The sequence below is a fragment of the Proteus alimentorum genome (assembly GCF_002607735.1).
GTDB lineage: Bacteria > Pseudomonadota > Gammaproteobacteria > Enterobacterales > Enterobacteriaceae > Proteus > Proteus alimentorum.
Window position 1 is genome coordinate 234,242 of sequence record NZ_NBVR01000020.1, and the last position, 12,907, is coordinate 247,148.

11 protein-coding genes are annotated in these 12,907 nt (G+C 41.3%); 1 reads left to right on the forward strand and 10 read right to left on the reverse strand.

Annotated elements, in window-relative coordinates; all coding sequences use genetic code 11:
- Position 1: 1 nt before the first annotated feature.
- The 8 genes from B6258_RS06280 to efp all read right to left on the reverse strand — a co-directional run bounded on the left by B6258_RS06280 (position 2) and on the right by efp (position 9,350).
- A complete protein-coding gene (locus B6258_RS06280; RefSeq protein WP_099074554.1) occupies positions 2-1,570 on the reverse strand; it encodes a hydrogenase 4 subunit F in 1,569 nt (522 codons plus the stop codon).
- Between the two features lie 4 nt (positions 1,571-1,574).
- A complete protein-coding gene (gene hyfE, locus B6258_RS06285; protein ID WP_099074555.1) occupies positions 1,575-2,225 on the reverse strand; it encodes a hydrogenase 4 membrane subunit in 651 nt (216 codons plus the stop codon).
- 12 nt (positions 2,226-2,237) lie between these two features.
- Positions 2,238-3,689: a hydrogenase 4 subunit D gene (locus B6258_RS06290; RefSeq protein ID WP_099074556.1), complete on the reverse strand. Its 1,452-nt coding sequence runs from the start codon at positions 3,687-3,689 to the stop codon at positions 2,238-2,240.
- 6 nt (positions 3,690-3,695) lie between these two features.
- Positions 3,696-4,646, reverse strand: a complete 951-nt coding sequence (locus B6258_RS06295; RefSeq protein WP_099074557.1) for a respiratory chain complex I subunit 1 family protein — start codon at positions 4,644-4,646, stop codon at positions 3,696-3,698.
- Between the two features lie 12 nt (positions 4,647-4,658).
- Entirely contained in the window at positions 4,659-6,674 is a 2,016-nt protein-coding gene (hyfB, locus tag B6258_RS06300) for a hydrogenase 4 subunit B (protein WP_099074558.1), read from the reverse strand.
- Between the two features lies 1 nt (position 6,675).
- Positions 6,676-7,296, reverse strand: a complete 621-nt coding sequence (locus B6258_RS06305) for a 4Fe-4S dicluster domain-containing protein (RefSeq protein ID WP_099074559.1) — start codon at positions 7,294-7,296, stop codon at positions 6,676-6,678.
- Between the two features lie 271 nt (positions 7,297-7,567).
- Positions 7,568-8,044 carry an RpiB/LacA/LacB family sugar-phosphate isomerase gene (locus B6258_RS06310; protein ID WP_099074560.1) on the reverse strand — a complete coding sequence of 159 codons (477 nt, stop codon included), beginning with the start codon at positions 8,042-8,044 and terminating at the stop codon, positions 7,568-7,570.
- 739 nt (positions 8,045-8,783) lie between these two features.
- Complete coding sequence (gene efp, locus B6258_RS06315; RefSeq protein ID WP_099074561.1) at positions 8,784-9,350, reverse strand: elongation factor P; 567 nt, start codon at positions 9,348-9,350, stop codon at positions 8,784-8,786.
- A gap of 44 nt (positions 9,351-9,394) precedes the next feature.
- Between efp and epmB the strand changes: the two genes are divergently transcribed.
- The gene (gene epmB, locus B6258_RS06320) at positions 9,395-10,423 is read left to right on the forward strand and encodes an EF-P beta-lysylation protein EpmB (RefSeq protein WP_099074562.1); all 1,029 of its coding nucleotides are present in this window, start codon (positions 9,395-9,397) and stop codon (positions 10,421-10,423) included.
- A 107-nt stretch (positions 10,424-10,530) separates the two neighbouring features.
- Here the strand turns inward: epmB and B6258_RS06325 are convergent, their stop codons facing one another.
- Positions 10,531-10,875: a DUF4156 domain-containing protein gene (locus B6258_RS06325; RefSeq protein WP_023582946.1), complete on the reverse strand. Its 345-nt coding sequence runs from the start codon at positions 10,873-10,875 to the stop codon at positions 10,531-10,533.
- Positions 10,876-11,201: 326 nt separating this feature from the next.
- Complete coding sequence (locus B6258_RS06330) at positions 11,202-12,833, reverse strand: Na+/H+ antiporter (protein ID WP_099074563.1); 1,632 nt, start codon at positions 12,831-12,833, stop codon at positions 11,202-11,204.
- Positions 12,834-12,907 lie beyond the last annotated feature (74 nt).

Here is a 12,907-nt window from a genome sequence, read left to right on the forward strand (position 1 = left end):
GTTACATCTCCTGAACCGATGTGGATGGATTGTTGATTAAAGCCGTTGGCCATGCATAAGTAGGTGACTCACTTTTATCAATATTCATCACGATATTAGCGGCATTTTCTAACAACTCGCTGACAGGCTTAGGAATGTGAGTTCCCATTAACAGCATAAGTGCAATCAGAATGACCATTGGTAATGTGGTTAAAATTCCCAGTTCACCTTTAGCAACAACATCAGGTTTTTGACCAAAGACAGTTTTAGCCACCATACGAACTAGACCACCTAAGACTACAGTCAATAACAGTAATAATAGGATAGTTAAGCCAATATGCTGAGAAGCTAAACCTGCCACAACAATCATAAATTCACTGATAAAGACGTTGAAAGGAGGCATACCGCCTAATGCTAAAGCACCACCAGCAAAAAGAGCTGCACTTAATGGCATCACTTTAAACATGCCTTTCACGACATTTAAATCACGCGTACCGTATTTCAATAACACGTTACCTGAGCCACAGAACAACAGTGCTTTCGCTAAACTGTGGTTTAAGGTGTGGAATAAAGCAGCCAAAATACCAATTGGTCCGCCAATTCCTAATGCGACGGCAATTAATCCCATGTTTTCCACACTGGAATACGCTAAAAGACGTTTCATATCGCGCTGAATAAGGATAAAAAACGCCGCGATAGCAACAGAGAGGAAGCCAAAGATTAACAGTAAGTTACGTGTAAATTCAGTACCAATTGCCGCATCAATAATGATGTAGTAACGAATGATGATTAACAGTGCACAATTCAGTAAAACCGCAGATAACAGTGCACTGACAGGACTTGGTGCTTCACTGTGTGCATCTGGTAACCATGCGTGCATTGGGAATAACCCCGTTTTGGTACCGAAACCGATTAAAATAAAGACAAAAGCTAAATGCATCAGTGTTGGATCTAACTGGTCTGTATATTTCAACACTTCAGTCCAGAAGATAGCCTGATCTGGATCAGGCATAAAGCTTGCAGCATTGGCATAAACCAAAATAGTCCCGAAAAGACCAAATGCCACACCCACACTACAAATGATGATGTACTTCCACGCAGCTTCCAGAGAAGAACGCTGACCATAAATTCCGACTAAGAATGCAGAGCTTAGGGTTGTTGCTTCAATGGCTGCCCACATTAAGATCAAGTTATTACTCGTAATTGCTAATAACATGGTGAATAAAAAGAGGTGGAAGAAACCATAGTAATTACACAAAGTGCGTACTGAAATTTCGCCCTCATCCACTTCGTGATTCATATAGCCAATAGAATAAAGCCCCGTTAAAAAGCCGATAATACCTAAGATAGCGAGGAATAATGCACCTAGGCTATCCACATGAACCCAATTAGCAGCAGCCAATATTTCGCCATGAGACATGATATCTGCCACAGTCCCTAATGCAGCGATTAACAATACGGTGATACCAATAGCATGAATACCCGTCACAACAGGACGCGCACCCGCTTTTAATAACGGACTTAGAAACGCCAGTATTGAAAATACCAACGGTGCAAACATTAAAATTGTTAACATGGTTGTTTGGTTCATCTCCTCACCCCTTCAGCGCGGTCAGTTGATCCACGTTCAGTGTGTTGAGCGTGCGGTAAATCTTACGAGCCAACACGGCCATCACAATCACAGCAAAGATGGCGTCAGTGGCGATACCGATTTCGACCAGTTCTGGTGCTCTCCACGCCAATAATGCCAGTGTTAAGTGAGAGCCGTTCTCCATCAAGCAATAACCGAAAGCTTGTTTTAGGATATTTCGTTGCGTCACGATGCACAGCAGACCCAACATAAAGTGTCCTAAAGAAACCGCGAGTGCGGGTTTTAAATCAACAACCATCGGAATTTGGATGGGTTCAACAACGAACCAGCTTAAAATCACGATAACAGCCGCTAACAACATTAATATCGCAGGGCTGATAATGCTGGCATTGGCACTCGGATCAGATAACTTACGAAATGCAAATCCTAAAATAAGTGGCACAAGCAGAACTTTAGTAAAGAAAGCAGTAATTGCCCAAAGAGTGAGTTGGTGTGCATCTAACGTATTTGCTAAGGTGACAAAAATCATCACCAAAACAAAAGATTGCAATGCATAGAACCAACATGAAGCAATCGGCTTTTTCGCGCCAATTACCAGTAGCGAGGTGATCATCATTAACCCCGCCAAATTGTTTACGATAAGTGCTCCAGTCATGATTTATCTCCCTTATCCTAGCCAAGTGACTGCGATAACACTGGATGCAAAGGACATAACAATCAGTATTCCAATCACAATTTGCATTGCCATAGGAACAGGCTGCCCTTCTGCAACTTCTGTACTTGGTTTGCCAGGAACAACTCGACCAAACCAGTAGATAAACCAAGTGAAGCTAGCAACAGACTCAATCAGTACTAGCACCATAATTGGTGTCATCACCCAGAAAACACTCGACAGTTCAAAACCTGCGGCAAAAATTGGGAACTTACTAAAGAAGCCATTCATTGGTGGAACGCCGGCGATTGCCAGCGCGGCAACACAGAAACCCACACCCAATAATGGATATTTATTAATTAACCCTTTTAAGCGCGGCAACATACGAGTACCACAGCTATAACTCAGCGCACCTGCGACTAAGAAGAACAAGCTTTTCGCAAAGGCATGGTTAAAGATATAAGCGATACCGCCTTCAAACGCTTCGCGCGGTCCAAAGATAGAAATAGATAATGCAAGGAAGATATAAGAGAGCTGAGTGATAGTTGACCATGCTAACAGGCGTTTCATATCTTTTTGTGGCAAATACATCATAAAGCCATAAATCAACGTGATAACTGCCATGGTAATACCCACCCAACCAATAAGGTGAGGAACATTACCCTCTGCCGACATAATCGCGCGAGCAAAGATGTAAACACCGACTTTGACCATTGACGCGGCGTGTAAGTAAGCACTCACCGGAGTTGGTGCTTCCATCGCATCAGGTAACCAAGCTTGCAGTGGTAATTGCGCTGATTTACCCCAAGCCGCAAAGAGAATTCCACCAAAGACAATCAGTTTGGTTGGCTCATCTAAGGTTGCAATTGCGGTTAATTCAAATGTCCCCGTACTCACAAACAAGGTTGCCGCAGCGAGATAAAGACCGATTGAAGCAACGTGAGTGATCAACAACGCTTTCATTGCTGAACGCAATGATTTTTCAGATTGGTAGTAACCGATTAATCCCCAAGAACATCCCCCTGTGATTTCGAAAAACAGGAGTTGACCTAAAATAGTTGATGAAAGGACTAAACCCGCCATTGCACCAATAAAAATCAGCAAGAAGGCATAATAGCGACGAGTACCATCATGTGGATGCTCGCGGTTGCCATTGGTTAGATAACCAGTAGAGTAAAAACTCACCAGCAATCCTAAGAACACCACAGCAAAAGCAATCAATGTACTGACACGATCAATGGTAAAACCAAAGAGCGCAACATCACCATATTGTACTAGCGTAATTGTGGTATCGACTTTACCTTCAGCGAGGAACTGCCAACCTAAAACAACCGTTCCTAATGTGGCTAATAAAGCGAACAGTGTACATAACCACTTCGCCATCCGATTTGGCATTAAGGACGTAATCAACGCCCCCGCAAATGGGATGAGTAAGGTCGCAAGAGCTATATTTTCCATTGTAATCATCGCTCCTTATAGACCAGTTAAATAGAAAACAAGAGACAGTGCCGCAACACCGAATCCTAACCATGTCACATGGTGAGTCAGTAAGAAGCGACCACGCGCTAAACTGTTTTCAACCAATGACGCTAATACAAACACCACTAACAATTTCACTGCCATCAACACTAATGCAATGATTAAGGCGATAAAGGTGAACTCTGTGGCTTTACCGAAAGGAATAAATATGGCTAAGAACAGTTCAGCCACAACCACTTGTTTTAAGCCAAGACCCAATTTCACCATCGCAAAACCAGAGCCTGAATACTCAGTTAATGGCCCTTCTTGTAACTCTTGTTCCGCTTCTGCAACGTCGAACGGCATTTTGCCCATTTCGATAAATGCGGCAAAAGCACAGGCTAACAATGCTAACAGTGTGGCTGTAGGTGATACCCATCCTTGAGCCAGTGTTGCACTAATGGTACCGACGTTGGTTGAACCCACAATTAAGGCAACCACAATCAGTGAGAGCACTAAGATAGGCTCCACTAACACACCCAACGTTAATTCACGGCTAGCACCAATACCGGCAAATGGGCTTCCTGAATCCAGACCAGATAAAGAGAAAAAGAAACGATAAAGTGCAAACAGATAAATCAGTGCGATAAGATCGGCTGCCCCTGCAAACAGTGACGTTGCAGTAAAGACAGGCAGTGCCATCGCAACCACCAACATGCTTCCGAGTAACACATAAGGCATCACTTGGAAGATCACACCCGATTGCTCAGGCGCCACAGATTGACGTTTAAATAACTTAAAGATATCTCGATAATCTTGCAAAATTCCGGGGCCTTGACGCGAATGCATCTTGGCGCGAATTGTGCGCGAAATACCTGTACATAATGGGGTTATCGCCAGCAAAAAGAGTGCTTGTATTAGTGCGAATATTCCCATCATTAACGTAGGTGCTTCTTGGAAAGTCATAAGTCCCTCTCCTTACGCTGCGATAACTAAAAGCAAGATGACCAGCGCTGCGACAACGTATAGACAATAGAGTCTGAAATCCCCGCCTTGTAGGCATTGGATACGTTTTGCAAAACGTTGGATACCACGAACCAGAGGATAAATAATGCGTTCATCCCAGAATGGTTCGACCTTTTCAGCACCGAGCTGTGTTTTATTAAAACCACGAGACAGCAATGGAGATGGATCAAGTTGTTTACGCATACGATAAAGTGGTGCAAACATGCTACGTAATGCTTGAGTAAAGCCACCAGCTGACACGGCCATGTCTTTTTCCCACACATAACCACACGCCCAAGGATTACCTTTGCGACGAAACGCAGGTTGATTGCCTTTTAGGCCGAGGTAAATCAGGAATGGGATAAGCGGTAAAGCAATTAATAAAACAAATGTTAATGCTGGAGAGAACATTGCTTGTGATGCAGCATCAGGAACAAGCATTGAGCCTTGAGCCACAGTTAATGCGCTGGTTTCGCTAAGAGACATTGCAATGTTGGCAATGATTGGTGCAACAAAAGCGGCACCTACACCTAACACAACACAGAAAAGCGCTAATAAACCCATCGCAATCGTCATAGGTAATGGCACTTCTTTTGCTTTTGTTGCTTGCTCACTGCGAGGGCCGCCACAGAAGCTCACGCCATAGACTTTAACGAAACACATTGCCGCTAATGCCCCTGTAATTGCCAGCATAATAATGGCAATAGGACCACTTAGGCGCATCACAAAGTTACCTTCGTAACTCATCGTGAAAAGCGATTGGTAGGTATACCATTCACTAACAAAACCGTTTAATGGTGGTAACGCTGAAATCGCCATACAACCAATTAAGAATGCCGTTGCAGTGTAAGGCATCAGTTTGGCTAACCCCCCCATTTTATCCATATCACGAGTGTGAATTTGGTTAATAATGGCACCCGCACCAAGGAACAATAATCCTTTGAACACTGCATGGTTTAATAAGTGATATAAAGCCCCTAACAGACCAAGTGCGGCAATAACAGGATGGTCTGTTGCCATACCAACCATGCCGACACCCACACCCATTAAGATGATGCCGATATTTTCAACGGTGTGCCATGCAAGTAGGCGTTTTAAATCATGCTCTGCTAATGCGTACATAACACCCAATACAGAAGACACTGCACCGAATGCGAGGACAACAATTCCCCACCACATTTCAGTCGCACCCAATAAATCAATACCGACTTTAATGATCCCAAAGATACCAATTTTGACCATTACACCTGACATTAATGCTGATGCATGTGAAGGTGCTGCGGGGTGCGCTTTTGGTAACCAACTGTGTAACGGCAACATACCGGCTTTGGCACCAAAACCAAAGAAGCCCAGTAAGAACACCACAGAGGCCATCGCAGGAGAAAGAGAGAGTTGACGGAATGAATCGAAATCAAGGCTACCACTTTCACGCCACATCAAGAAGAAGGCAATCATGATTAACACGGAGCCTGCGTGAGCAATAAAGAAGTAAAGCAAACCTGCGTGAATAGATTCATCATCTTGGTCTGCAATCACTAAGAACCAAGAAGCCAGTGACATCATTTCGAACAGGATAATAAAGTAGAACGCATTATCCATCACCACTAAGCCAACCATAGAAGCAATAAACAGATTCATAAAGAATCCCATGCTCCAAGCGCCACGGCCTTTATATTCTTGCACATAAGCAAGAGAATAAAGCGCACACACGCTGACCAGTAATGAAATGACAAACACCATAAAGGCGCCTAACAGATCCATTCGCACCACAAAAGCGGCAAAATCGAAAGGCCCAGCGGCGGTAAAAGTCGCGATTTCACCACCAAAAATAACAGGTAATGCACTTAAAATACCTAAGACACCACCAATGATTGCGCTGATCCCTGAAATCAGGATTGCCAACCCTTCCTGTTTTTTTAAAAACAGTGCAATAACGCCACCAACAACATACAGGATGACTGACCACAGCAGTAACTGAAGAGGTTCCATATTACTTCCGCTCCTGTGTCAAAGTAGATAAATCGTCAAGACTCGTAATCGGTTCCATCACTGAATCTAAGCGACGCGTTTTCATTTGCTCTTCAAGTTTGTCTTCTTCAACTAAATGCAATGCATCTGTCGGACACACCTTGACACAAGCAGGGCCTTCATCAGAGAAAGCACACAAATCACATTTCACTGCGATAGCACGTACACCGGCATTCCATGCGAGGAATGGATTTGTAGCAGGAAGACTGGCTGGCACATCTGCCAACATCTCTTCCGGCACAAAATAATCAAACACAGCCGGTAAATTAACGGGTTTGCTACCTGATGGTGTAATCGCACCAAAGGGACAAACCAAACCACACAACTTACAGCCAATACACAAACTCTCATTAAGAAAGATCATATTATCTTCATGAGTAATGGCATTGACTGGGCACACGCGAGCACAAGGAGCATCCTCACAGTGCCGACAAAGCATCGGTGCTGTCTGATCCTCCACTTTTACCACTGTAAGACGCGGATGCGCCTGTAATCCCACAGCTTGGTGAACTTCTGAACAAGCTGCCATACAGGTATTACACCCTATGCATCGTTGTGGCTCTGCAATTACAAAGCGATTCATTCGCCACATCCTCCGAGAAAAACGTTTAACAGCATTACTGTCGTCAATTTTTCTTTAGATAAAGCATATTTCATGCCAAGAGAGGATTTTATTTATTTATGATGAAAATCATTGAGATAGAAATACAAGAAGGAACTAAGAATGACGTATCGACAATAATGACGTTGACACTCAAAGAGGGATAAAACTCGGAGAGAAGGCTTTAGGCTGCTGACAAACATACTGTGTTTGCCAGCAAATAATAAGAAGTTTTAAATAAAGGAGGTGAGACTTAGTTGTGGTAAATTTTCTTTTCAACATCTTTCATTGAATTTAAGCCACATTTTAAATCTTCTGGTGTTGCTTCAGAAAAGCCTTCTGTAAAGGTTGCTGATAAATAAGCATCAACCATCATTTTAGCTTTAAACGGTGTTATTAATAAGCCACCCATTGCCAACATATTACAGTTATTAATTACCTTACAAAAACGGGCAGTCGTGATACTTTCACACACACCACAATAAACATTTTTATGTTTATTCGCACTAATACTCACACCCATTCCTGTACCACAGAAAACAAAGCCAATATATTCAGGATGTTCAGAAATAATTGAGCCGACTTTATCACCCACATCACAATAGCCAATAGGACCTGATTCTGTGAGATCTTTTATTGTGTAATTTTTTTCTGACAAATAAGATTTAATCGTATTTTTAAGTTCAAATCCTGAAGGATCAGCCCCCATAATAATCGTTCTATTTTCCATATAGCCTCCTAAATTAATTCAAGAACCACTGGCAAATCTAATCTATTGATAATATTAGATTTAAAATAAATCTAAAGACTGTTATTTACATCTAACCTAAATAAAGTATAGATTAAAAATCTATTATTTGTGCTTAAGCGTGGGGAATTTACAAAAAAAAGAAATAAAGAAATGAAAATTAATTCCATAAAGAAAGTAATTAACCTATAGGATAAGCTAATTGCATTATGTCATAAATTGAATTGAATTGAATTGAATTGATAAAAATAAAAGAGATATATCAAAGTAAATGTCTATATTGAAAGGGTTTCCCTAGTACAAATAAAATATAAAATAAAGATCAATAATATTACAGGATTAATGTTTTTATCTATACTCTTCAATATCTCTTAAAGGAAAGTCAAAATAACTTAAATAAATATTGCTGTGGATTATCTTTACCAAAACAACCTACACACTTATTCTAAGAAAATGGTTATTTTTTACCAATTCCAATATTGAATATCACATTCTATTTTGGCATCTGGGATAATGAAGAGGGAAATAAGTTAGAAACAAAATAATAACACAAAAAATTAAATAATGCAGTAATACAAATCAATCAAATTTTTAGAAAGAAAACACCGCCCATTAATCAATATTAATAAATTAAAATAAAAAAATACCGCAGATATTTAACACTCTCTGCGGTAATTATTTATTGTGCTTAACGTTACACTCAGTAAAATAATCTATGCGATTATTTTACGCGCGATACATATTCACCTGAGCGAGTATCAACTTTGATAACTTCACCGATTTGTACAAACAGTGGAACTTTAACAACAGCACCAGTGCTTAATGTTGCTGGTTTACCACCTGTACCTGCGGTATCACCTTTCAGGCCTGGATCAGTATCAACGATTTCTAATTCAACAAAGTTTGGTGGAACAACAGCGATAGGACGACCATCCCACAGTGTTACGATACACTCAGCTTGGTCGATCAGCCATTTAGCGTTTTCGCCAACGGCTTTCTCGTCTGCTGCTAATTGTTCGAAAGTTTCGTTGTTCATGAAATGCCAGAACTCACCGTCGTTGTACAGGTAAGTTAAGTTGATATCCATGACATCAGCACCCTCTGCTGAATCAGTAGATTTAAATGTTTTTTCTAGTAATTTGTTAGAAATCAGTTTACGCAGACGCACACGAGCAAATGCCTGACCTTTACCTGGTTTAACAAATTCACATTCAGTAATGACGGCAGGCTCGCCATCTAACATGATTTTAAGACCTGAACGAAAATCGTTGGTATTATAAGAAGCCATGAATATCCTCTAACTTTTTTAATTTAAAATGGCATAGCCAAAAAATGGCACACATTGTAACTCATAATCACCCCACCAGAGAAGTCTGGTTAACACAACTCGCGCAGGCAATCAGTGATCCTGTTGAATTACTCCAACTTTTAGCGTTGGAACATCACGCTGAACTCCAAAAAGGGGCTCAAGCGCGACGGCTTTTTCCGCTACGGGTTCCCCGTGAATTCGTTGCACGCATGAAAAAAGGCGATCCTAACGATCCACTACTTTTACAAGTATTAACTGCAAATGCTGAATTTACCATAACACCGGGATTTTCTACGGATCCGTTAGATGAGCAACAAAATGCGGTGCCAGGTTTATTACATAAATATCAGAATCGTGCATTGCTTCTGGTCAAAGGTGGTTGCGCTGTCAATTGCCGCTACTGTTTTCGTCGTCATTTTCCTTACGAAGATAACAAAGGAAACAAAGCGAATTGGCAAAAGGCTATTGAGTATATCAAAAATAACTCAAAACTCGATGAAATCATCTTTTCGGGGGGAGATCCCCTTATGGCGAAAGATGATGAGCTTGATTGGTTGATAACACAATTAGAGGCTATTCCTCATCTTAAGCGCTTACGTATCCACTCTCGCTTACCTGTAGTTATTCCTGCACGTATTACTGACGCACTATGCAAACGCCTGCAACAATCACGTTTGCAAAATATCATGGTATTGCACATCAATCACGCCAATGAGATTGATGACGCATTGAGAAAAGCTTGTTCAAAGCTAAAAAATGCCAATGTCACTTTATTAAATCAAGGTGTGTTATTACGAGGTGTGAATGACAGTGCTGAAGTCCTTGCGGATTTAAGTCGCGCACTATTTGATGCGGGTGTTATGCCGTATTACTTACATGTTCTCGATAAAGTACAAGGTGCGGCTCACTTTATGGTGCCAGACCATGAAACAAGAGAAATAATGAAAGCACTAATGAGTTTAGTTTCAGGCTATATGGTACCTAAACTCACGCGTGAAATTGGTGGTGAACCGAGTAAAACATTGTTAGATCTTGGGTTACGCCAGCAATAATTCATATCACAAAAACAAAAAAGCTGTAGCTCAATTCAAATAAATGAAGTGACTACAGCTTTTTTAGCGATAAGTAGACTAATAAATAGTGAATAAATTAAATGCCCTTATTGGCATTTATAAACTTGTCCACTCATTTTGCTATCTAATGGTGCAAAGCTATCAACAAAGCTACCTGCGCCAGTACCAACGTTAAAAATCACGTTACCCCCCATTGCGGCTGCTTTATTACGTAGATCGTTAGCCGCACCTCGCAGTGATTGGCTTTCAGTACGGGAACCTGATAACCAGTTATTTTGAACACCTGTCACTGTTCCTAGTAATTGGCATTCACTGCCTGGTTGCGTATCAGTGATTTGTACCTGTGAGCCGGCAGTGCTTAATGTGTTTGTTGCAGAACAGCCTGCTAGTAACAACGCGGCTGCAGCTCCCAATAACAATTTAATTCGCATGATCCCCTCATTTATTTGAGTGTCCGTTTAGTAATGACAACAATATACCTTGTCATCTCTCTTATGCGCAAAAATAAATCATCATCACTATCTCACATTAGCCAATAGCCTTAAGATATTATTTTCGCTTTAAACTTATTTAAACGTACAAATTCGGCTTTGAGATAGACAAAGCAACAGTGTCTCTATTCTACACCGCTTTTATGCTTTTAAAATGATTAGCCTAGTTTTCAGCCTACACAGTGCGAGAATGAACACACAATTCGTTCATTTTTTCAAAAATCTTCAGACAGCAAACCGCTATCTGAAGATAATATCGGTCTAAATTAACTCAAATGATGATTCAGCGCTTCTTCTTTTAGATCTAATTCATGGCGTAAGCGATGAAAAATATGCTCGCTAATATGACGCGATTTACGTAACTGCTGTAATGTATCGCGTTCTATTTTTAACGCACTGCGTGACAACTGGCGCTCCATGCTAAACAAGCGTTTCAAATCAAGCGCACCTTCTTGCACACTGTCTTCACTATCAAGACGACGGCTATAAATTTCTAATAAATGTGAACCTGCCTCATTGCGCAGTGACATCTCATCAAGATCGTCACAAGGTTGATTTATTAATTCATGAATATGCGCAATCGCCGCTTCGTTTAATGCTAAACGCGTACGAATTTCATCATTTTCATAAGGTAAATCTTCTGATAGCCCTTTAGTTAAAATCGGCAATGCAATTGTGGCTATCAATAATGAACAGAGAATAACGCCCATAGCAATAAAGATGGCGAGATCTCGTGTTGGGAACGGTGAACCGTCTGCCATTAATAAAGGCAAGGTTAAGATACCCGCTAGCGTAATCGCCCCTCTGACGCCAGCCGTTGCCATAATCGCCATTAAGCGCAGATCATGGCGAGATAAACGTTTATCAGGAGAACGGAATACGGTCAGTGACATTGAGATCCACACCCATGAAAAACGCAGTACAGCAAGCCCGATTGTAATAACGATGATATAGCCTAAAACAGCCCAAGAATTCGTTGCACCTGCCGATTGCGTCACTTCAGGTAAAATTTTCCACATTGCTGGAAGTTGTTCACCTAATAAAATAAAAATCATGCCATTAAGTGCAACTTGAACGGTATCCCAGACCGCTTTACTTTGCATACGAGTGGCGGCTTGCATACGACCCACTATTTTTTCGTAGTGCATTGCAATACCAGCAACAACCGCGGCTAAGATCCCCGAGACATGGAAATGTTCTGCTAATAAATAAGCAATAAATGGCATCAACAAGCTGATCAAGATTTGGATAGCCGGATCTTCACCGGTACGTTTAACCAAAAACTGATTTAATCGCCCAATCACGCCTGCCACAATCAAGCCAATCGCTGCACCGCCTAAAGCGACAATTAAAAATTGCCCTGTCGCCGAAGCAATAGAAAAAGAACCTGTTAATGCCGCAGCTACTGCGAAGCTAAAACAGACTAAGCCTGTCGCGTCATTGAGTAACGATTCGCCTTCTAAAATATGCGTCATACGCGAAGGAAGTGGCGAATTGACAGTCATAGCAGATACAGAAACAGGATCGGTTGGTGATAAAATCGCCGCTAATGCAAACGCAATCGCAAGCGAAATAGAAGGAATAAGCCAATGAATAAAAAAGCCCATGCCAATGACAGTGACAACCACTAAACCGATTGCCAATGACATAATAGGTTTAATTTCTTGGAATAACGCCTCTTTAGGAATACGCCAACCATCTAAAAAGAGTAGTGGTGGAATAAAGAGGAACAAGAAAAGATGTGGATCAAAAGCCACCTCAAACCCAAAGATCGACAAACCAGCACCCACAGCGATTTGGATCAAGGGTAATGGAATTTTTTCTGACAGCAATCGTGAGATAAATACACTCGCAATCACAGCAAAAAGAAAGATAAGGACAATTGCGACGACAGACATGGTGAACACCCCAATTTATTTAATTATTTTTTAAGCGGTGCAGTAAAAACGATCTGTTGTCTAGTTGTAAAGAA

Coding starts and splice junctions, on each gene's coding strand:
- B6258_RS06310 (WP_099074560.1), bottom strand. CDS start 8,044: ATGGAAAATAGAACGATTATTATGGGGGCTGATCCTTCAGGATTTGAA.
- hyfE (WP_099074555.1), bottom strand. CDS start 2,225: ATGACTGGAGCACTTATCGTAAACAATTTGGCGGGGTTAATGATGATC.
- B6258_RS06305 (WP_099074559.1), bottom strand. CDS start 7,296: ATGAATCGCTTTGTAATTGCAGAGCCACAACGATGCATAGGGTGTAAT.
- efp (WP_099074561.1), bottom strand. CDS start 9,350: ATGGCTTCTTATAATACCAACGATTTTCGTTCAGGTCTTAAAATCATG.
- B6258_RS06330 (WP_099074563.1), bottom strand. CDS start 12,833: ATGTCTGTCGTCGCAATTGTCCTTATCTTTCTTTTTGCTGTGATTGCG.
- B6258_RS06280 (WP_099074554.1), bottom strand. CDS start 1,570: ATGAACCAAACAACCATGTTAACAATTTTAATGTTTGCACCGTTGGTA.
- B6258_RS06290 (WP_099074556.1), bottom strand. CDS start 3,689: ATGATTACAATGGAAAATATAGCTCTTGCGACCTTACTCATCCCATTT.
- B6258_RS06325 (WP_023582946.1), bottom strand. CDS start 10,875: ATGCGAATTAAATTGTTATTGGGAGCTGCAGCCGCGTTGTTACTAGCA.
- epmB (WP_099074562.1), top strand. CDS start 9,395: ATGGCACACATTGTAACTCATAATCACCCCACCAGAGAAGTCTGGTTA.
- B6258_RS06295 (WP_099074557.1), bottom strand. CDS start 4,646: ATGACTTTCCAAGAAGCACCTACGTTAATGATGGGAATATTCGCACTA.
- hyfB (WP_099074558.1), bottom strand. CDS start 6,674: ATGGAACCTCTTCAGTTACTGCTGTGGTCAGTCATCCTGTATGTTGTT.